Annotated in this window: 19 protein-coding genes; 8 read left to right on the top strand and 11 right to left on the bottom strand. The window is 54.3% G+C overall.

The annotated features are described in order from the left end of the window. Positions 1-209: 209 nt before the first annotated feature. Positions 210-1,604 (bottom strand): PepSY-associated TM helix domain-containing protein, encoded by a 1,395-nt coding sequence (locus CUC53_RS10720; protein ID WP_100294157.1) that lies wholly within the window; start codon positions 1,602-1,604, stop codon positions 210-212. 401 nt (positions 1,605-2,005) lie between these two features. Here CUC53_RS10720 and cstA point away from each other — a divergent pair, with 401 nt between their 5' ends. Genes cstA through CUC53_RS10705 form a run of 3 tightly spaced genes read left to right on the top strand, consistent with a single transcriptional unit; the run spans position 2,006 to position 5,386 of the window. Next, complete coding sequence (gene cstA, locus CUC53_RS10715; RefSeq protein ID WP_100294179.1) at positions 2,006-4,108, top strand: pyruvate/proton symporter CstA; 2,103 nt, start codon at positions 2,006-2,008, stop codon at positions 4,106-4,108. Positions 4,109-4,150: 42 nt separating this feature from the next. Continuing rightward, positions 4,151-4,348 carry a YbdD/YjiX family protein gene (locus CUC53_RS10710; RefSeq protein WP_100294156.1) on the top strand — a complete coding sequence of 66 codons (198 nt, stop codon included), beginning with the start codon at positions 4,151-4,153 and terminating at the stop codon, positions 4,346-4,348. Positions 4,349-4,360: 12 nt separating this feature from the next. After that, positions 4,361-5,386 (top strand): CobW family GTP-binding protein, encoded by a 1,026-nt coding sequence (locus CUC53_RS10705; protein ID WP_100294155.1) that lies wholly within the window; start codon positions 4,361-4,363, stop codon positions 5,384-5,386. On the opposite strand, the gene CUC53_RS10700 is transcribed toward CUC53_RS10705, so the two are convergent. Next, positions 5,373-5,663 (bottom strand): YkgJ family cysteine cluster protein, encoded by a 291-nt coding sequence (locus CUC53_RS10700; RefSeq protein WP_100294154.1) that lies wholly within the window; start codon positions 5,661-5,663, stop codon positions 5,373-5,375. The genes CUC53_RS10705 and CUC53_RS10700 overlap by 14 nt on opposite strands. 97 nt (positions 5,664-5,760) lie before the next feature. Further along, complete coding sequence (locus tag CUC53_RS10695) at positions 5,761-6,102, bottom strand: GIY-YIG nuclease family protein (RefSeq protein ID WP_100294153.1); 342 nt, start codon at positions 6,100-6,102, stop codon at positions 5,761-5,763. Between the two features lie 44 nt (positions 6,103-6,146). Between CUC53_RS10695 and CUC53_RS10690 the strand changes: the two genes are divergently transcribed. Beyond that, positions 6,147-6,887 carry a substrate-binding periplasmic protein gene (locus CUC53_RS10690; protein WP_100294152.1) on the top strand — a complete coding sequence of 247 codons (741 nt, stop codon included), beginning with the start codon at positions 6,147-6,149 and terminating at the stop codon, positions 6,885-6,887. Here CUC53_RS10690 and rarD read toward each other — a convergent pair. Further along, positions 6,877-7,758, bottom strand: a complete 882-nt coding sequence (gene rarD, locus CUC53_RS10685) for an EamA family transporter RarD (RefSeq protein ID WP_100294151.1) — start codon at positions 7,756-7,758, stop codon at positions 6,877-6,879. The two genes, CUC53_RS10690 and rarD, sit on opposite strands and share 11 nt — an antisense overlap. Positions 7,759-7,859: 101 nt before the next feature. On the opposite strand from rarD, the gene CUC53_RS10680 reads away from it, so the two are divergent. After that, a complete protein-coding gene (locus CUC53_RS10680) occupies positions 7,860-8,447 on the top strand; it encodes a uracil-DNA glycosylase family protein (RefSeq protein ID WP_100294150.1) in 588 nt (195 codons plus the stop codon). A gap of 132 nt (positions 8,448-8,579) precedes the next feature. On the opposite strand, the gene znuB is transcribed toward CUC53_RS10680, so the two are convergent. Further along, on the bottom strand, positions 8,580-9,359 hold the full coding sequence (znuB, locus tag CUC53_RS10675; RefSeq protein ID WP_100294149.1) for a zinc ABC transporter permease subunit ZnuB: 780 nt from the start codon (positions 9,357-9,359) through the stop codon (positions 8,580-8,582). A 21-nt stretch (positions 9,360-9,380) separates the two neighbouring features. After that, positions 9,381-10,157, bottom strand: coding sequence for a zinc ABC transporter ATP-binding protein ZnuC (znuC, locus tag CUC53_RS10670; RefSeq protein ID WP_100294148.1), 777 nt, complete (start codon positions 10,155-10,157; stop codon positions 9,381-9,383). Between the two features lie 95 nt (positions 10,158-10,252). Between znuC and znuA the strand changes: the two genes are divergently transcribed. Both znuA and CUC53_RS10660 read left to right on the top strand, forming a co-directional pair. Continuing rightward, positions 10,253-11,155 (top strand): zinc ABC transporter substrate-binding protein ZnuA, encoded by a 903-nt coding sequence (gene znuA, locus CUC53_RS10665; protein ID WP_100294147.1) that lies wholly within the window; start codon positions 10,253-10,255, stop codon positions 11,153-11,155. A gap of 74 nt (positions 11,156-11,229) precedes the next feature. Next, positions 11,230-11,904, top strand: coding sequence for a transglutaminase-like cysteine peptidase (locus CUC53_RS10660; RefSeq protein WP_100294146.1), 675 nt, complete (start codon positions 11,230-11,232; stop codon positions 11,902-11,904). Positions 11,905-12,216: 312 nt separating this feature from the next. Here CUC53_RS10660 and CUC53_RS10655 read toward each other — a convergent pair whose 3' ends face one another. The 5 genes from CUC53_RS10655 to mog all read right to left on the bottom strand — a co-directional run bounded on the left by CUC53_RS10655 (position 12,217) and on the right by mog (position 18,653). After that, positions 12,217-12,804 carry a single-stranded DNA-binding protein gene (locus CUC53_RS10655; protein ID WP_100294145.1) on the bottom strand — a complete coding sequence of 196 codons (588 nt, stop codon included), beginning with the start codon at positions 12,802-12,804 and terminating at the stop codon, positions 12,217-12,219. 316 nt (positions 12,805-13,120) lie between these two features. Then, on the bottom strand, positions 13,121-14,017 hold the full coding sequence (gene metF, locus CUC53_RS10650) for a methylenetetrahydrofolate reductase (protein WP_100294144.1): 897 nt from the start codon (positions 14,015-14,017) through the stop codon (positions 13,121-13,123). 461 nt (positions 14,018-14,478) lie between these two features. Then, positions 14,479-17,388, bottom strand: coding sequence for a bifunctional [glutamate--ammonia ligase]-adenylyl-L-tyrosine phosphorylase/[glutamate--ammonia-ligase] adenylyltransferase (glnE, locus tag CUC53_RS10645; RefSeq protein ID WP_420808059.1), 2,910 nt, complete (start codon positions 17,386-17,388; stop codon positions 14,479-14,481). A 159-nt stretch (positions 17,389-17,547) separates the two neighbouring features. Continuing rightward, a complete protein-coding gene (locus CUC53_RS10640) occupies positions 17,548-17,994 on the bottom strand; it encodes a GNAT family N-acetyltransferase (RefSeq protein ID WP_100294143.1) in 447 nt (148 codons plus the stop codon). A 128-nt stretch (positions 17,995-18,122) separates the two neighbouring features. Continuing rightward, on the bottom strand, positions 18,123-18,653 hold the full coding sequence (gene mog / locus CUC53_RS10635; RefSeq protein ID WP_100294142.1) for a molybdopterin adenylyltransferase: 531 nt from the start codon (positions 18,651-18,653) through the stop codon (positions 18,123-18,125). 361 nt (positions 18,654-19,014) lie between these two features. On the opposite strand from mog, the gene CUC53_RS10630 reads away from it, so the two are divergent. Then, positions 19,015-19,359 carry a DUF3135 domain-containing protein gene (locus CUC53_RS10630; protein WP_100294141.1) on the top strand — a complete coding sequence of 115 codons (345 nt, stop codon included), beginning with the start codon at positions 19,015-19,017 and terminating at the stop codon, positions 19,357-19,359. Positions 19,360-19,479: the final 120 nt, after the last annotated feature.

Raw genomic sequence — 19,479 nt, 5'->3', positions numbered from 1 at the left:
AAGGGGGGCAATCTGCCAGTTTAAGGACTGTTTGCACATTGAGTGGTGCACGGTGGCTTAGATAAATAACCCATATTCAAGAAATGGCCATCGTGACCAATACGGCCGTAGCGTGGTTGAGGCGATACGATGAAGTTGGCGTTTGAGGTTCGGGAGGGATAACACGACAGAGGACGCCTCACTAGGCGTCCTCTGAATGAGACTGACTATTAGCGGGCGTGCGCTACGTTGGCAGCTCGACGGGAGAAAAAGAGGGTATCAGCCAACCCGATCAGCACCATCGAGAGGCCCACTAGGGGAAACACTATGCCAAGTAGGATCAGGACCGTGAGCGCTCCCGCCATGGGGGGGCGAGTGGCAGGCAATGGTGGTGCAGCGAGTCTGCCCTGTGGGCGGCGTTGCCACCAGATCCACAAGCCGCTTACGGCGCTGGCCAGCACCATCAGGCAGATGATCAGCATGGCGAGCTGATGGGGCCAGCCGTAGAGCTTGCCCATGTGCAGCATGACGCCGCTCTCCACCGTCTTGGCGACCGGGCCATAATCCTGCCAGCGCACATCGGCCAGCACCTTGCCGCTGTATTGATCGATATGCAAGGTGGCGTCGTTGCGTGGATCGTCGGCAAACAGGGCGATGGTGTAGACACCGCTGTCGCCGACCGGCGGGGTGATGCTGTAACCCGGTTGGACGCCTCGTTCATTGGCGATCTCGACCACCTGCTGCAGCGCAATACGGTGGCTTGCCATCACCATTCCCTGATGTTCGCCGTGGTTCATGGCACCATGATCGTGCCCCTCATCGACCGGCTGCGAGCTGGGCATGGGGGTGTTCTCCACCGCCCAGGGGACGGTCTGCTCGTGTGCCTGATTCAGGCTACGGGCCAGCGGTGCCGATTTGGGCACCTCGTTCCACATGGCAACGGGGAAGCGGTTCCAGACTGCGGCAAATTGATCGCCCCAGAAACCGGTCCAAGTCATGCCGCTTAGCAACAATAGCAGCAGAAAAGCGGCGCCCCAGAAGCCGACAACGGCGTGCAGATCCCGCCACCAGAGGCGTCCGCGCTGGTTCACTCTGGGCCAGAGGATGCCGCCCACCCCGGGCCCCTTGCGTGGCCACCAGAGGTAGAGGCCGCTTAGTAGCAACACCAGCCCCCAACCTGCGGCCAGCTCGATCAGCCGATCCCCCGTGGTGCCGAGCAGCAACTCGGCGTGCAGGGAGCGGGCTACCGCTTGCAGATTCCATTTGTTGTCCATGGTGCCGAGCAGGGTGCCGGTGGCGGGGTCCATAAACAGTGTGAGCTCATCGCCATGATAGGTGACAACGAATTGGGCGCTGTCATCAGGTGCGGCTGGTGGCAGGTATTTACGCAGGCTGGCATGAGGCATGGCGATCATCGCCTCGGCCAGCAACTGATCGGCACTGAGTGGCTGGTGGACGGGCTCAACCTTCATTAACGCTGAGTACATCAGGTTGTCGAGCTGGGGTTTGAACAGATAGACGATCCCAGTTAGCGACAGCATGATCAAAAACGGTGCCACAAACAGGCCAGCATAGAAGTGCCAGCGCCAGATCCGTTGATAGTAACTTGCTTCCTTTTTGTTCATCTAGGCCCCTTACCGCTGGATAACGTTACTGTTGGTGGAATGTTGCTGAGCGGCGCGGATGATAGCAGTAACGTTTTGTTAACCGCAATCATCCAGCGGGCAGGAATCGAGGGGCAAGGCGATAGAAAAATCGTCGCTAAAAAGCGAAAAATTGGTGCTAAATGCTGCCATATCTCATTATTTTGCTAAAAAAGTTAATGAGAATTGATCTCGGGTAAACGATTAACGATCGCGCCAAGCGGCGATATCTGAACCATCACAGCGTGATCTACTTGGCAATTTTGCGCAAAAGTGAGGGGGCAGATCGTGGTTATTGGTAGTGAGCATTGTCGTAATAGGCTGATTGCTATAGAGATGTAGCCGATTTTATTAAAATATGTATAAAAACGGCGGAACACATGATGGACAAACTGAGAAAACATCTCGGCTGGTGGTTAATGGCGCTGATAGGCGCCTTCTCCCTTGGCTACATTGCCCTCAATCGGGGCGAACAAATCAATGCGTTGTGGATCGTGGTGGCGGCGGTGTGTGTCTATTTGATCGCATATCGCTATTACGGTCTGTTTATCGCACATCGGGTATTGGGGGTCGATGGCACCCGCATGACCCCTGCGGTGCGTCATAACGATGGATTGGACTATGTGCCGACCGATAAAAAAGTGCTATTTGGTCACCATTTTGCCGCTATTGCCGGGGCGGGTCCGTTAGTTGGACCGGTACTTGCGGCCCAGATGGGCTACCTGCCAGGGATGCTCTGGCTGCTGGCTGGCGTGGTTTTAGCTGGGGCCGTGCAAGATTTCATGGTGCTGTTTGTGTCTACTCGCCGTGATGGTCGCTCCATCGGTGAGTTGGTTAAATCGGAGATGGGCAATGTGGCTGGGGTGATCGCGTTGATCGCCACGTTCATTATCATGGTCATCATCCTAGCGGTATTGGCGATGATTGTGGTCAAGGCGCTGACTCACAGTCCGTGGGGCACTTACACCGTCGCCTTCACCATTCCGCTGGCACTGTTTATGGGGATCTATACCCGTTATTTGCGGCCAGGGCGGATCGGTGAAGTGTCGATCATCGGGCTGGTGATGCTGCTGTTTGCTATTGTCTCCGGCGGTTGGGTGGCAGAGAGTGCAACGTGGGCCCCTTATTTTGATTTCGATGGGGTGCAGCTGACCTGGATGCTGGTGGGTTATGGCTTTGTCGCGTCGGTGTTGCCAGTGTGGTTGCTATTGGCTCCCCGTGATTACCTCTCTACCTTCCTTAAAATCGGCACTATTGTTGGGCTTGCTATCGGGATCCTAGTCACCCAGCCGACCTTGCAGATGCCTGCGCTGACTCAGTTTATTGATGGGACTGGTCCTGTTTGGGCTGGGGATCTCTTCCCGTTTCTCTTTATCACTATCGCCTGTGGTGCGGTGTCTGGTTTCCATGCCCTGATCTCTTCTGGCACCACGCCTAAGATGCTGGCCAATGAAGATCAGGCTTGCTTCATCGGCTACGGTGGCATGTTGATGGAATCCTTTGTCGCCATCATGGCGCTGGTTGCGGCCTGTGTTATCGATCCGGGTGTCTACTTTGCCATGAACAGCCCGTTAGCGGTGTTGGCGCCGGCAGGCACTGCGGATGTGGTGGCCTCTGCCGCGGCAGTGGTGAGCGGCTGGGGTTTCCAGATCACCCCAGAGACCTTGACGCGCATCGCGACCGAGGTGGGCGAGCAGAGCATTATTGCCCGTGCTGGTGGGGCGCCGACTTTGGCGGTGGGGATGGCCTACATCCTGCACGGCGCCCTAGGTGGGCTGATGAACGTAGCCTTCTGGTATCACTTCGCCATCTTGTTTGAAGCCTTGTTTATCCTCACCGCGGTGGATGCTGGTACTCGGGCTGCCCGTTTTATGCTGCAAGACCTGCTGGGGGTCATCTCACCCTCCCTCAAACGCACCGACTCTCTGCCGGCTAACTTGTTGGCAACGGCGCTGTGCGTGCTAGCGTGGGGTTACTTCCTCCACCAAGGGGTGGTCGATCCGCTCGGCGGCATCAATACCCTGTGGCCGCTATTTGGGATTGCCAACCAGATGCTGGCTGGGATGGCGCTGATGCTCTGTGCCGTGGTGTTGTTTAAGATGAAGCGTCATGCGTACGCGTGGGTGGCGTTGTTACCGACCTCTTGGTTACTGTTGTGCACCATGACGGCAGGGTGGCAGAAGGTGTTTAGCGATAACCCGAAACTGGGTTTCCTCGCCATTGCTAACAAATTTCAGGGAATGATCGACAGTGGCGCCATCCCGCCCCAGTATACCGAGTCGCAATTGGCCCAACTGGTGTTCAATAACCGGCTCGATGCTGGTCTCACTCTGTTCTTTATGGTGGTGGTCGTGGTGCTGGCGCTGTTCTCTCTGAAGACCGCACTCAAGGCGTTACGCCATGAGCAACCGACCGCTAACGAGACACCTTATCAGCCGATGCCCAGTCACCTCGACGCAGGCGCAGCGCCGACGCGAGCCCATTAATCGGTATGGGCCCCGCCAAGGCGGGGCCCTGTTGGAGGCATTATGTTTGATACTCTCGCCAAGGCGGGCAAATATCTGGGGCAGGCCGCCAAGCTGATGGTCGGTGTGCCCGATTACGACAACTATGTGCAGCACATGCGGTTGACTCATCCCGAGCAATCCCCCATGAGCTACGAAGCATTTTTCCGCGAACGCCAAGATGCCCGCTATGGCGGCAAGAATGGCGGGCGCTGCTGCTAGATAGGAATCATCATGACAGAGGCGATAGCGGTCACCCTGTTGACCGGTTTTCTTGGCGCCGGTAAAACCACGCTGCTCAACTATTTTCTGCGCCATCATCGGGGGGCGCCGCTGGCGATCTTGGAAAATGAATTTGGCGGCGCCAATATCGATGGCGCGCTGATTGAGGGCGGGGAAGGGGTCAGCGTGGTTGAGCTTGGCAACGGCTGTGTCTGTTGCAGCGTGCGGGGGGAGTTTGCCACGGCACTCAGTGATCTACTGGATCGCCGCGCGCAGGGTGAGATTGCCTTTGAGCGGATCATCATCGAGGCGACCGGGTTGGCCGATCCCGGCCCCATTATCCAGACCTTTTTTGTTGATGAGCGGCTGCGCGAGGCGCTGCGTCTTGATGCGGTGATCACTCTGGCTGATTGCCAGCACATCGGTCAGCAGCTTGACGAGCACCCCGTGGCGGCGGCCCAACTGGGTTTTGCCGACCGGATTTTACTCAGTAAATGCGATCGGGTGGATGATGCGACCCGAGAGGCGGTGGTAGCTCGCCTGCAACAGATCAACCACAAGGCGGAGATCCTCGATGTTCTGCATGGGGAGTGCCCGTCATCCCTGTGGCTCGATCTGGCCGCGTTTACCCTCAGTGACGAGCTCCCCGTTTATCGCGGGTTGCGCATCGTGCGTGCCAGTGGCAGCGTATTTGCCCCCTTATCGGGACAAGCGCGCTCTTGGCATGACACTATCACCGCGCATCTGCTGGAGGGGGGATTGCTGGATCTCAAACAGATTGGTGCCTTTATGGAGCAGTGTATCGATCAGCATGGCAACGACATGCTGCGCTACAAGGGGATACTGGCCATTGCTGGTGAGCCGCGTCGTCTGATCGTGCAGGGAGTGCATAAGGTGGTGGGGTTTGATTATGGCTCGCCCTGGGGCGATCAAACGCCTCGCTCCACGCTGGTGATCATCGGTCGGCATCTGCCGCTTGCCAACTTGCGCGCCGAGTTTGCTGCGACCGAGGTGGACATCAAGATTAGCTTAACGTGATTAACCAGCGCTCTCGCTCATCAAGGCAATCGGGCTCACCCATTTCAAATTCGCGGCAGATCAGGGGCCGCACTTCATAGATGCGGCACATCATGGTGTTGCGGTCGAGCGCCGCACACCAACCATCGTCTAAGCGGCGCATCACTGGCACCTCGCCTTCCCGCTCTTCGATGTAACGGTCTGGTACGCCGGTATCGGTAAACAGCATCACTTCTAGGCGACAACAGCAGGCCTCGCAGTTCTGGCAGCTGGCGGTAGTATCAATGGGTTGAGTCATAGGACCTATCTTGCCGGTTGGCTGGGGTTGATCAGGTAAAGAGAGCCTGTTGGCTGTGCTGGACATAATAATGAGACGTTACCTTCCCGTCGCGATGTTACTGGGTGATGCTGCATAGCAGGGTGGTAGCCAAATCACGCTCTTGCCACAGGGTTGGATATTGCACTAACTGCTCTTTAAATGCTTTAGGTTGTCGTTTGAGCTGATATTCCAAGCGCAAGGCGGTACGCTGGTCACTCACCTGCTGTTGCCAGACCAATTGTAGCGGCCCTTTACCCCGCAAAGCACGGGCCCCTTTGCCGCGCTGATGCTGACCGAGCCGCCGCATGGGATCAGTACTGATCCCGGTGTAAAGCAGGCCTGTAGCGGTGCGTACCATGTAGATAAACCAAGGGCGCAGTAACGTAACAGTCACATTTTCTGACGTCGATTTTCTCATTCGATGTGGATGTGCCAAACTCAAAAACAGGCCAAGGGGGTGCAATGAACGTTTGGTGCGCTTTGCTTATTTACTGTCTATTGTCATCCTGTGTCTCGGCACAGACGCTGCGGCTATACGACTACCATCAACATCCCCCCTTCAATACTGATGATAATACCGGCCTTAGCCATGATTTAGTTGCCTATCTTAATGAAAAATTGCAAGGAGAACCGCGGCTAGAGCTGTGGCTAGTCAATCGCGCCAGATTAGCGCAGGAGATGGCTGATCCGGTATTTAATGGCATGGTGGCTTGGGTCAACCCAGCATGGGTTGGCGATCCTGCTGGTGAGCGCTTTTTATGGAGCCGTCCAATCATGCACGATACGAATGAGCTACTCTCGGGATTGGCCACCCCCATTACTTATCACGGGCCAGAGTCCCTTAAAGGCAAGTCATTCGGTGGGATCGAAGGCTATCGCTACCAAGGTATTGATGAGGCCGTTGCCCAAGGCACCCTCGTCCGGCATGACGCTAAAAAGGTGAAAACTAACCTCAATCTATTAATGCGAGGGCGGATTGATGCCACCTCCGTCAACGGCTCAGCCTTAGGTTTTTTCATTAGCTCAGCCCCCTATCAAGGTGCATTTTTTGTCTCACCCCTCCCACAGTCCCGCTTTACCCGCCATCTATTGCTCGCTAAATCCCATGCAACCTTGCAGGCACGCTTAAACATCATTGCGGATCGCATGGAGAGTGATCCTGTATGGCAGGCCATTTTGGCCAAATATCACATCACACCGTAACTGTGGTTTTAAAGCGATGCAGCGGCAGTAAACTAGCCAGCAACCCTGCCCATACGAAGAGGAATCCCACCGATTTTATTGGGTCCACCACTTCGCCGAACCAATAAATCGCCAGTAAGAATGCAAGGCTTGGTTCTATATATTGCAGCAAGCCCACGGTACTCATTCTGGTTCTGACCACCCCATAACAGAACAGGGCTACTGGCAGCAGGGTCACTGGCGCGCTCCCTATTAGTAGCCATTTATCGTGTGCATCACCATTGATAAACAGTCCTTCGCCATGCCATGCAAGCCAACCAATCAGTAACAATGCTACCGGCAGCTGGATCAGTGTTTCGAGATAGAGACTGGTGCCGGTGTCATAGTGAATCTTCTTTTTGAGCAAGCCATAGCAGGCAAAGTTAGCCCCTAAAATCAGCGAGAACCAAGGGAGTTGGCCGTAGGAACATAGCATGTAAGCCAGACCCACTAAGGCTAATACCACGGCTACGTATTTTTGTGGTGTGAGTTTTTCACGCAGGAAGAGCAGGGCGAAGACAATGTTGAACAATGGCGTCATGAAAAAAGCCAGGCTCGTTGCCAGCACTTGGCCTGTGGTTAAGCACCAAGTGAACATACACCAGCTGATGGACATAATGGGGCCAGCTAGTAGGATCAGGCCGAGCTGATAGGGCTCACTACGTAGACGATCCCAAGGCAGATGACGGCCCAGCAGCATGAACATGCCGCCAAGCAGCACGGCTGACCAGAGTATCCGCTGGGAGAGCAGCTCCCACATGTTGACCTCAGGCATGAACTGGTAATAAAGAGGCAACATCCCCCACAGCACGAATGAGAGGGCTGCGCTGCTTGTGCCCATCCAGTTCTTCATCTTTGATCGTTTACTACATTAAACATCTGTGGCCGCATCATAAGTATCTGTGCCTTCTTTCACAAGCGAGAACAGAGGGCACTTCTGTTACCATTGTGTGGATGAACCGACTTGATTGTTTATTTGCGCAAATCCGCGCTTGTCGTCTGTGTGAGGCGAATTTACCACTTGGGCCTCGTCCGATTATTCGCGGTTCGGAGAGTGCTCGCCTGCTTATTATTGGGCAGGCGCCAGGGACGCGGGTTCATGCTAGCGGGATTCCTTGGGATGATCCTTCCGGTGAGCGGCTGCGGCGGTGGCTTGGGGTGGATAGCGACACCTTCTACGACTCATCTCGCATTGCCATTATGCCGATGGGGCTTTGCTATCCCGGCCGGGGTAAGTCGGGTGATCTCCCACCTCGGTTGGAATGTGCGTCGACTTGGCATAATCGGGTGTTGATGCTGCTGCCTAAGATAGAGCTGACCCTGCTTATCGGCCAGTATGCGCAAGCTTACTACCTGCGCGCCGCGGCTAAGAAGTCGCTCACCGAAACGGTACGCTACTGGGCTGATTACGGCCCCAGTTGGTTGCCGCTGCCTCATCCTTCCCCACGTAACACGCTATGGCTCAATAAGAATCCATGGTTCGCGCAGGACGTTGTCCCCGCATTACAGCAACGTGTAGCCCTTTTACTGGCCAAACCCTAACCCTGTCATTTACCAACACCGCGCTGACGTGACCAGATGCTTAACCTATTCGCTGAGACGGGCCGAGGGGCTCGGTGCTAAAGGCTGCGGGCAAGATGTCGAGCAGGCGCACCATGATGTTAAAAACGCCAGTCACGCTTTTTTGAACTGGCTCAAGATAAATAGGCAGGTCGCACAAACCACCACGGATGGGCCTGCAGGGGTGTCTTGATACCAAGAGAGCGCTAGCCCACTTAGCACGGCAAGACAGCCAATCAGCGCGGCAAAGCCGGCCATCTGCTCAGGTGTTTGGCTGAAGCGACGTGCGGTCGCAGCGGGGATGATCAGCAAGGATGTAATGATCAGCGCTCCGACAAACTTCATTGCCACGGCAATCACTAAGCCAATCAATAGCATTAATACGCAGCGCAGCACATCGACGCGCACCCCTTCGACGCGAGCTAACTCTTCTGAGATGGTCATGGAGAGCAGAGGGTCCCACAGTCGCCATAGGGTCAGCATGACCAGTGCACCGCCACCGTAGATCCAGAGCAGATCCATCGGTTGCACGGAAAGCAGGTCGCCAAACAGATAGGTCATCAGGTCTACCCGCACGTTATCCATAAAACTCAATGCGACCAGACCCAGTGAGAGGGCGCTGTGGGCCAGAATGCCAAGTAAGGTATCGGTGGCCACCTGCTGGTTGCCGCTCATGATCACCAACAGCATCGCCATGGCGAGACAGCAGACGACTACCGCCAAGGTGAGATCAACTTGTAGCAGAATGCCGAGGGCTATACCGAGGAGGCAAGCGTGAGAGAGAGTATCGCCAAAATAGGCCATCTTGCGCCATACCACGAAGCTGCCAAGGGGGCCTGCTAACAGGGCAATGCCAAGGCCTGCCGCTAGGGCGTATAACAGAAAACTGTCCACTTAAATGTCCTGTTGTTTGCGCTATTCGCTGTGAGCGTTGTTGCGAGCAGGCAGGCGAATGATCGGGGCCTGCTGTTCGTGATGATGGTGTTCACCGTTACAGTGGTGATGATGGGTATAGACCGCCAAGACTTCTTGTTCTGGTCGCCCAAACAGGCGGGCAAATTCGGGGTGGCGGGCCACGCTCTCTGGGGCACCGTGACAGCAGATGTGGCGATTGAGGCAGATCACCTCATGGGTGCTGGCCATCACCAGATGTAGGTCATGTGAGACCATCAATACCGCGCAGTTGAGCTCAGCCGCCAGCTGACTGATGAGTGTATAGAGCTCGATTTGGCCATTGATATCGACGCCTTGTACTGGCTCATCCAACACCAATAATTCGGGCTTTACCAGCAGCGCGCGGGCTAATAATACCCGCTGCATCTCACCACCGGAGAGCTTCTGCATCCGATTTTCCAGTAATCCCTCAGCACCTACTCGAGCAAGCGCTTCTTCGATGGATAGCCGGCCATTTTTACCTAGTTGTAGGAAGCGACGCACTGTCAGCGGCAAGGTGGGATCAAGATAGAGGCGCTGAGGTACATATCCTATTCGTAGATCTCGGTTGCGGATGATGTGGCCTGAATCTGGGGTGAGCAGGCCTAACACCAACTTACTCAGGGTGCTTTTACCTGCACCATTCGGCCCGACTAGTGTGGTGATTTTGCCTTTATTGAGGGTAAAGGAGACCTTTTCGAGCACAGATAGCCCGTCAAATGACAGACAGATCTCTTTTAGCTCCACCAGTTGGGTCATGACAGCTCCGAGGTTTACAGACTGTGGCAGTTATAATATAAGGGCGTTGTTTTGTTATATTATCACACACACAATGACTTTCTGACGAGACCTCTATGCGAATTCTTACCCTGATCGCGGCACTGCTGGCAATGAGCTCACCGGTCCGCGCCCTAGAGGTGTTAACCACCTTTAAACCCATCGGTTTTATCGCAGCAGCAATGACAGATGGCGTAAGCGAGCCTAGCGTATTACTGCCAACTGGGGCATCGCCGCACGACTTTTCCCTGCGTCCTTCTGATATTCGTCATATCAATAAAGCAGACCTAGTAGTGTGGATCGGCCCTGAGCTAGAAGCCTTTATGGTCAAGCCATTGGCGACTCATCCTCATGTGCTGACCCTCACCCAGATTGATGGAATGCCGCTATATAACTACGCAACGAATAAGACCCATGATGACCATCAGCATGATCAACACAGTAATGGGCATGACGAACATCTCCATGAAGGGGTGGACCCGCATATTTGGCTCGGGCCCAGCCAAGCCAAAGTAATAGCCAGCGCTATTGCCAACCAGTTGGGTAAGCAGGACCCTGCTAATCATGCTCGGTATCAGGCTAATTTAGCGGCGTTTAATACCAAAGTTGATGCCAAGGATAAGCAGATTGCTGAGCAAATGAAGATTGTGAATCAAAAGGGCTATTTCGTGTTTCATGAGGCGTATGGATACTGGGAGCGTCATTATGGGATGAGTTCAAAAGGGCATTTTACGGTGAGCCCAGAGCGTAGACCCGGCGCTAAGACGCTGATTGATATTCGTAACGCGTTGAATGAGAAACAAGCTCGTTGTATTTATGTTGAGCCACAGTTTTCTCCTGCCGTCATCGAGTCGGTGGCCCGTAATACGGGGGCCAAAGTGCTGCTGCTAGATGAAGTGGGAGAATATGTATCAGTGGGGCCTGACAGCTATATCCAATTTATGCAGCAGCTCGCGGATGGTTTTGCTCAGTGTAAATGAGGCGCTCAGATTGTTCGATTAATAAGCAGTGGCCAACTATACTGAATTGACGTTCCAAATCTGGAGTATTCAGTATGAAATGGTTGCTGATACCTAGCTGTGCCCTCGCGCTCTTCTGTGCCAGTGCCCATGCTTCTCGCCTCTCTGAATACATTGCTAGCCCTGCACTACAAACCAAATTACAAGAGGTTTATGGTGGCAGGGCTATTCAACGTGCAGAAGCTTTTGCACGCATGCTATCGCCCAGAGCGGGTACGACAGACCAGCAGAAAATAGAGCTGGTGAACAATTATTTTAATAATCTGACTTACAGTGAAGATAAAAAGTTATGGGGAGATGATGATTATTGGGCTAACCCGTTAGAATTTATCGGTGCCAGAGGGGGGGATTGTGAAGACTACAGCATCTCCAAGTACTACACCTTGATGGAACTGGGAGTCGACGAGAAAAAACTGAGATTGGCATATGTAAAAGCAGTGAAATACAATCAATTTCATATGGTTACCCTTTATTTCCCCACTCAAAAGTCAGATCCCCTCGTGCTCGATAACATCAATAATCGTATCTTACCGGGTAGTAAACGAACCGATTTGATCCCCGTGTATAGTTTTGATGCCAAAAGTATTTGGATAATGAAATCCCGTCGTGAAGGAACGCTAGCGGGTAGTGCTGATCGATTAGCGCAATGGACATCCATGAAAACTCGTTTTTCAAGTGAGCAATTACGCCAGCCACGTCGCCAGCTATGATGTCGACATTTACTCTCAAGATAACGGGCCCCTACAAGGATCATATAGGTCATCCGTTGGTGAGAAGGTGATCTTATAGCCCTATCGCAGTAGGGCTATTTTATTTGCTACGTTGGTTCTGCGTAAAGCTCGAAATCCTCATTTACTCCTAACTTAGGTTGCACTTGTTGTACGGGTTCTCTGTATGAGCTCTTGATGGGGTGGGCTCTTATTCGTTGGTGGATGCCACACTTTGGATTTCATCAGAAATAAAAAATCCCAGCAAAACATCGCTTGCTGGGATTTCATTACAACCAATTGAGTCACTACATCCTAGAACGGGATATCGTCATCAAAATCCATCGGAGGTTCGTTGTATACAGGAGGAGCGGATTGTGGTTGTGGTGCAGGACGACCATATCCACCTTGCTGCTGCATGTTTTGCTGCGCTACAGGTGACGGGCGCTGTTGAGTCATCGGCTGCGGGCTAGCTGCTGGTTGCATGGTCTGCTGTGGCTGGCCCCAGTTCCCTTGTGCTTGAGGTTGCCCCATGCCTTGTGCCCCTTGTGGGCGTCCACCAAGCATTTGCATTACCCCAGTAAAACTGTCTACCAGCACTTCTGTGGTATAGCGCTCTTGACCACTCTGGTCCTGCCATTTACGGGTTTGTAGTTTACCTTCTACATATACCTGAGAACCCTTTCTCAGATATTCCCCAGCAAATTCAGCTAGTTTGCCCATGAAGACCACGCGATGCCATTCAGTTTTCTCTTTCTGTTCACCAGTCTGTTTATCACGCCAAGTTTCAGAGGTGGCCAGTGTAATATTGGTCACCGCGCCACCACTAGGCATGTAACGTACTTCAGGGTCTTGTCCTAGGTTACCGATCAGAATGACTTTATTGATGCCTCGACTGGCCATAATCTCTCTTCCACCTTAAATGAGCTGGCCAAGAATGGTGCTGGCCAAATAATAATACTGTTGCGATCTGCGACGTTAGGAGCGCGCAGATGGATGCTTGGTATATTAACAGCTGTGTGGCTGATTGGCAGCCCTCTTGCTCTGCGTGACGGCTCAATAATCCGCCTAGTGATCTGATGGCTTTGAATGGTAACGCTTCTTTTTTTGAGCAACACAAGATAATTGCCGTCTAGCCTTGCAAAACAGGCGCTGTTGGGAAGAAGCAAAAAAATAGGCCAATGCAGGATGGATTGGCCTTGCGGTGTTCGCTAATTAATTAGGCGGAAGGTTTAGGTCTGACCCCTAAGGTGTGGCAGATGGCATAGGTCAGCTCGGAGCGATTGAGGGTGTAGAAATGGAAATCTTTTACTCCCTCTTGGCTTAGCACTCGAACTTGGTCGATGGCAATACTGGCTCCGACCAGATTACGCGTCATTTGGTCGTTATCCAGCCCCTCGAAGCGCTGGTGCATCCAACGGGGGATCTTCACATTGGTAAAGCCAGCAAATTTAGCCAAGGTTTGATAATTCGATACTGGCAAGATGCCGGGGATGATCTCGGCGTCGATACCGATAGCAGCGCAGCGATCTCGGAAACGCAGATACGTTTCAACATCAAAGAAAAACTGAGTAATGGCGCGGTTCGCACCGGCATCGATCTTACGCTTGAGATTGAGTAGGTCAGACTGAGCACTTTTCGCCTCAGGGTGCCCCTCTGGGTAGGCAGCCACCGAAATATCGAAATCGGCTTCAGATTTGAGCAAAGCAACTAAATCTGTAGCATACATATCTGGCTTGTCTAAGCCTTGAGGCAAATCGCCACGCAGTGCCACGATATGGCGAATCCCACTATTCCAGTAATCGCGGGCGATGGTGCGCAGTTCATCACGGCTGGCGTCGATACAGGTGAGATGAGGTGCGGCGATAAGGCCGGTCCGCTCTTTGATATCTTTGATCACCTTGTGGGTCCGGTCGCGAGTACCGGAGTTAGCGCCATAGGTCACAGAGACAAACTTGGGCTCCAGCACTTTCAGGCGTTCAATCGATTGCCACAGGGTATTTTCCATTCCCTCGCTGTTAGGCGGAAAAAACTCGAAGCTGACTGATATATCGCCATTTAAATCCGCCAAGCTCTGATTGAGTGCCTCAACCTGACGCGCGCTGTGAAATCCCATCTGTTCTCTCCCTGTTCTTCCACCATTTGCCTACGTCAAAACGGATGTTTGGACGTCTAAACGTCTCTATATTTATGAATAAAGGGCATGAAAGTCAACAAGGATTTACGGTTTGCATACTAACGCCCTCCATATTTACAAAATTAACGATAAGTCTCTCTTGTACCCATCCCAAAATTACCACGCTCGCGTTATCATGAAGTCGGATCGTCCTAGACGTTCTGAATCTGCGTGTGATTGTTTGGCCGGAGCTTGCTCCGGCCCTTTTTTTATCTATGCCCAAACCAGTGCTATGTGGTGTTGCAACAGGCTCTTTTCTTGATGAAACTGGCTTTATCTTTACAAGGTTGCGTATTTTGACTGCTGTTGCGACGTAAGCAGCCGTCATCGATAACAAGCATTATCATCTCTTGATGAATGAATATGTAAAATATCAGCTCGTTTCATCGGCTTTGGTCCTGTTATTGGTTCAATAGCTGCTGCCAAACCATGCTCACGTGCTGCCGTTCCGCCATTAACTGGTGGTCACTGACCTTGCGGGAGATCTCCGAGAGGTTAAGACGGTGACCGAGGTTGCGGATCTCCAGATAGGCCTGCTTCAGCCCCTCCGCCTGCTCCAGCGTTAGTACCCCTGCCATCACGCACTCATCGAAGATGCGCACGTTATCAGACCAGCGGGTGAGGGCGTCGGGTTCGCCGCAGGCGTGGGCCAGCACCAGATACTGGGCGATAAACTCGATATCCACCATGCCGCCGGGGGATTGCTTGAGGTCGAACTCGCCAGCGCCCGCTTTCAGCAGGTGGTCCCGCATCTTCTGGCGCATCTCGCGCACCTCGCGGGCCAGGGTCGGCAGTTCCCGTTCCTTAGCCAGCACATCGCGGCGGATGCGGGCAAATTCGGCAATGATGGCGTCATCGCCATAGATGGGGCGGGCCCGCACCAGCGCCTGATGCTCCCAGGTCCACGCCTCATTTTGCTGGTACTGCTCGTAGGCCGACAGCGACGAGACCAGCAGCCCAGCGTCACCGGAGGGGCGCAGCCGCATATCGATCTCGTAGAGGATGCCGGACGGGGTGCGGGTGCTGAACAGGTGCAGGATCCGCTGGGCGAGGCGCAGGTAGAACTGGCGGCTGTCGATGGGTTTGCGCCCGTCGGTGTAGCTGTTGGGATCGCCGCCGTGCAGGAACACCAGATCGAGATCCGAGCCGTAACCCAGCTCGATGCCACCCAGCTTGCCGTAGGCCACCACCGCAAAGCCGCGCTGGCCGCTGGTTGCCACCTCGGGTGGCACTCCGTAGCGTTCGCTCATCTGGGCCCACGCCTGATTGACCACCTCCTCGGTGATCGCCTCCGCCAGCCAGGTGAGGTGGTCGCTCACCTTCATCAGCGGCAGGGCGCCGGCGATGTCGGCCGCCACGATGCGCAGCAACTGCACCTGCTTGAACTGGCGCAGCGCCTCCATCTGCTGCTCCACGTCCTCTTCGGGGATGCGCAGCAGGAACTGGCGCAGCTGGGGCTTGTACTGATCGAGCGGGGTGGGGTGGTAGAGGTGCTGGGGGTCGAGCAGCTCATCGCGCAAAATCGGGTAGCGGGCCAGCTGCTCGCTCACCAAACCACTCTCATCACACAGCCGCACCAACTGGCGCAGGGCGCCCGGGTTTTCCGCCAGCAGTTGCAGATAGGCGCTGCGGGTGAAGATGCGGGTCAGCAGCTCGCAGACCCGCTCGAACAGGCGGGCGGGTTGCTCACTGGCCACCACCAGCCGTAGCAGCTCCGGCATCAGCCAATCCAGTGCGATGCGCCCCTGCGGCCCCACCTGACGGCGCTTGTACTCCTCCTTGAAGCGCAGCAGGGCGGCGCAGAGCGGGGTGGACTCGGCCACCCCCTGTGTGGTTAGCAGTTTTTCCAGCTCGGCGGCGTCGAGCTCGGTACGCCAGAGATCGAGCCAGAGTTGCTCCAAATGGGCGGGGGCCTCTTTCTCTTCCCCCACCACGGCGGCGAACTCCTGATGGACGGCGGCCATTTCCTCATCCAGATGAGCCATAAAGGCGCCCCAGTCAGCAAAGCCGAGGGCTGCGATCAGCCGCTGGCGATCCCGCTCTTCGGTGGGCAGGGTCTGGGTCTGTTGATCGCCGATCTCCTGCAGAATATTCTCCACCCGGCGCAGGAAGCGATAGGCCTCCAGCAAGCGGTCACAATGGGCGGATTCAAGAGCACCGCACTGGGCGATGGCGGCCAGCGCCTGGGGCAGGTGGCGCACCCGCAGCGCAGGTTCACGACCGCCGCGGATAAGTTGCAGCGCCTGGGCGATAAACTCCACCTCGCGAATACCGCCAGCCCCCAGCTTGATGTTGCCCTCCAGCCCCTTGCGGCGCACCTCGGCGGCGATCATCGCCTTCATCTGGCGCAGGCCGTCGATAACGCCGAAGTCGATATAGCGGCGAAATACGAAGGGGCGCAGCATCTCGGCCAGCTCCACTGCGTGCTCGCACTGGGGGCCCAGTACCCGCGCCTTGACCATGGCGTAGCGCTCCCAGTTGCGGCCGTGGTGCTGGTAGTAATCCTCCATGGCGGCAAACGAGATGGCGAGCGGCCCCGCATCGCCAAAGGGGCGTAAGCGCATATCGACCCGAAACACTTGGCCATCCTGAGTGGGCTGGTGGAGGGCGTTGATCAGCCGCTGCCCCAGCTTGATGAAGAACTGTTGGTTGGCGAGCTCGCGCCGCCCGCCGACCGTGTAGCCGTTCTCGGGGAAGGTGAAGATAAGGTCGATGTCCGAGGAGAAGTTCAGCTCGCCACCGCCGAGCTTGCCCATGCCGATGATCAGCAGCGGCTGTGGGTTGCCATCGCCATCCATCGGGGTACCCAGCTCGCTGCACTGCTTGCAATAGAGCCAGTCGCGGGTGGAGCAGATCAGGGCATCCGCCAGCTTGGTGAGGTGGATAAAGCTCTCTTCCACTGCGGCGTGGCCCAGCAGCTCGCGCCAGGCGATCACCAGCATGCGGCTGCGGCGGAACTGGCGCAGGATGCGCTTGAGCGCCTCTTCATCGCTTACCTCGGCCAGCAGGGAGCTGAGGTCACTCTGGTAGGCGGGCCAGCGTTCGGCGCGATCCAGATCACCGGAGGCGAGCAGCTCGGTCAGCAACTCGGGCTGTTTGAAGAGGGAGTCGGCGACAAAATCGGAGAGGCCAAGCAGGGTCAGCAAGGTCTGGCGCACCGGCTCGGGCAAATCGCCATAAGCGGGGGCCAGCTCGACCAGCCGCTGCCACTGGCGCTTTGCCTGTTCTTGCAGCAAGGGCGGCCAAGAGGTGATAGATGGGGAGATGGATGCGGAGATTGATGCTGAGGGAGAAACAAAATGCTGGGCCACGGTTGCCGTCCTTGTGGTTCACGACAGGTGGTTAACGACACGGGGTTAACGAAACTGCCAGTTCAAAATAGTGGCTGCCAATCTAGCACTGTCAGGCCCCTGCGTCACAGCGCAGGAGCAAGAAGCATGACCCAGCGGGCATTATCGGCAGCTAGTGGTTTAGGTGCGCTGGTAGATGGCCGGATTGTAGATCTCCATCAGGCTGCTTGGGCTGGCGGGCGGCGCAAAGCCAAAACCGGCATAGAGACTGTGGGCATCTGAGGTGGCGAGGGCGAGGCGGCGCAGCCCCTGCAACGCGGGATGGTCAACGATGGCGGTCATCAGCGCCTTGCTGTAGCCGCGGCCGCGATACTCGGGTAGCACGAAGACATCGGCCAGATAGCCAAAGGTGGCGTGGTCGGTGATGACGCGGGCAAATGCGACTTGCTGGCCGCTGAGGTAGCCGCCAAAGCACAGCGAATGGTTGATGGCCCGCTGCACTGTCGCAAGTGGAATCTCTCTGCACCAGTAGGCCTCCTCGGATAAAAAACGGTGGATCAGCGGCACATCGAGCCGCCCCTTGTCGTCACTGATGGCTAATGGGGGGAAGGGGGTGTGATGCGGCATATTAGCTCCTGCTTGGCGGATGACAAAAAAGAGAGGCCCAGTGAAGGGCCCCTAATTGTTAACCCCTCAATGTCGGTTCAGGGGGGATCTTCGGCAATCTGTTGTGAGTTTATTAGGCTCGCTATTTTTTATTGTTTCGGACGAAATACATTAATTACGGTCGAGTTACATTCGAGATAAGGGCCATTCATTAAGTCGATACAATATGGAATCGCGGGAAAGACGGCATCAAGGCACTCTCGAATCGATTTAGGTTTACCCGGTAAATTAACGATCAGGGTGCTACCACGAAGTCCCGCTGTTTGCCGAGACAAGATAGCTGTCGGTACAAACTTAAGAGATTCAGCGCGCATCAGTTCGCCAAAACCTGGCATCATGCGATCACAAACAGCCTCAGTCGCTTCCGGCGTGACATCCCGCTTGGCTGGACCGGTACCTCCGGTGGTAACGATCAAACTACACTGCTCGTCATCAGCCAACTGAATTAACGTGCTTTCAATATGATGCTGCTCATCTGCGATGACTCGATAGGTCGGCTCCCATGGGGAAGTTAAATATGCATTGAGGGTGTCGATGATGGCTTTACCAGAGAGATCCTCATAGATGCCAGCACTGGCACGATCACTGACGGTAACAATTCCTATTTTTGCCTTGTTCATGAGCTGCTCTTTACGGTCTTGAATATCTGACAATGAAAATAACATAATCAGTCAGATATGTTAACGCGTTGGGAGTATTAACTACTGCGGTGATAACCCAAAATTTGGGGATTTTTAGGCAATAGTTAATATTTAGAAAATGAGCCATTATAAATAAGAAAATGATACTGAACGCGCTAACAATTCATTGATATTTATACGAAATAAAAAATTCACCACGTCAATCTTGGCAAATTAACTGTCATTGTTCATGCTTACTCTGCAAGGTCAATTAATTCACTCGGTATAATGTTTTGTTTGAGCCTGATACAGGCAACGATGCACCAATACGACGTCCCATTTCTGCATGGTTGGAGGGCATATGGACTTGCCTGATTTTGATACCTTAAAAGCATTAGCAATAACAGAACCCGCTCAGCTTGATGCCATCTTACAACAACAGCTTGCCCAATTGATGGCACGAGCAGACCCTGAACACAAACGGCGCTTATTAGGCGTCCAGTTTCAGATAGATTGTCAGCGTAAACTAGCCAAAAATAATATGGATAGCTGCATTCGTATTATTAGCATGATGCGCGAGTCGTTTGATTTAATGCGCAGCGAGATGAACCACTTCACTGACCAAGAAAATAATTTCATTCCTGCCGAAAAGAAGAATGAAGGAAATATTGTTTTACTGAGTCAACCTAATACAAGTCGGCCATAGCTGAAAATCAACAATATTAATAAAATGCCCCGCGTGGGTAATGCCGATCAGTTAAGGATCCATTGACCGATCCTTCTGTTGTGTGAAAATCCGAAACCTGTTGATTGGTTTCGGATTTTT

Origin of the sequence: Aeromonas cavernicola (assembly GCF_002795305.1) — a bacterium.
GTDB lineage: Bacteria > Pseudomonadota > Gammaproteobacteria > Enterobacterales > Aeromonadaceae > Aeromonas > Aeromonas cavernicola.
Note: the sequence above shows the minus strand (reverse complement) of the source record. Positions and strands in the feature narration are given on the sequence as shown.

Excerpts from the sequence above, each read along its gene's own strand:
- CUC53_RS10720 (WP_100294157.1), bottom strand. The coding sequence starts at position 1,604 with ATGAACAAAAAGGAAGCAAGTTACTATCAACGGATCTGGCGCTGGCAC.
- cstA (WP_100294179.1), top strand. The coding sequence starts at position 2,006 with ATGGACAAACTGAGAAAACATCTCGGCTGGTGGTTAATGGCGCTGATA.
- CUC53_RS10710 (WP_100294156.1), top strand. The coding sequence starts at position 4,151 with ATGTTTGATACTCTCGCCAAGGCGGGCAAATATCTGGGGCAGGCCGCC.
- CUC53_RS10705 (WP_100294155.1), top strand. The coding sequence starts at position 4,361 with ATGACAGAGGCGATAGCGGTCACCCTGTTGACCGGTTTTCTTGGCGCC.
- CUC53_RS10700 (WP_100294154.1), bottom strand. The coding sequence starts at position 5,663 with ATGACTCAACCCATTGATACTACCGCCAGCTGCCAGAACTGCGAGGCC.
- CUC53_RS10695 (WP_100294153.1), bottom strand. The coding sequence starts at position 6,102 with ATGAGAAAATCGACGTCAGAAAATGTGACTGTTACGTTACTGCGCCCT.
- CUC53_RS10690 (WP_100294152.1), top strand. The coding sequence starts at position 6,147 with ATGAACGTTTGGTGCGCTTTGCTTATTTACTGTCTATTGTCATCCTGT.
- rarD (WP_100294151.1), bottom strand. The coding sequence starts at position 7,758 with ATGAAGAACTGGATGGGCACAAGCAGCGCAGCCCTCTCATTCGTGCTG.
- CUC53_RS10680 (WP_100294150.1), top strand. The coding sequence starts at position 7,860 with ATGAACCGACTTGATTGTTTATTTGCGCAAATCCGCGCTTGTCGTCTG.
- znuC (WP_100294148.1), bottom strand. The coding sequence starts at position 10,157 with ATGACCCAACTGGTGGAGCTAAAAGAGATCTGTCTGTCATTTGACGGG.
- znuA (WP_100294147.1), top strand. The coding sequence starts at position 10,253 with ATGCGAATTCTTACCCTGATCGCGGCACTGCTGGCAATGAGCTCACCG.
- CUC53_RS10660 (WP_100294146.1), top strand. The coding sequence starts at position 11,230 with ATGAAATGGTTGCTGATACCTAGCTGTGCCCTCGCGCTCTTCTGTGCC.
- CUC53_RS10655 (WP_100294145.1), bottom strand. The coding sequence starts at position 12,804 with ATGGCCAGTCGAGGCATCAATAAAGTCATTCTGATCGGTAACCTAGGA.
- metF (WP_100294144.1), bottom strand. The coding sequence starts at position 14,017 with ATGGGATTTCACAGCGCGCGTCAGGTTGAGGCACTCAATCAGAGCTTG.
- CUC53_RS10640 (WP_100294143.1), bottom strand. The coding sequence starts at position 17,994 with ATGCCGCATCACACCCCCTTCCCCCCATTAGCCATCAGTGACGACAAG.
- mog (WP_100294142.1), bottom strand. The coding sequence starts at position 18,653 with ATGAACAAGGCAAAAATAGGAATTGTTACCGTCAGTGATCGTGCCAGT.
- CUC53_RS10630 (WP_100294141.1), top strand. The coding sequence starts at position 19,015 with ATGGACTTGCCTGATTTTGATACCTTAAAAGCATTAGCAATAACAGAA.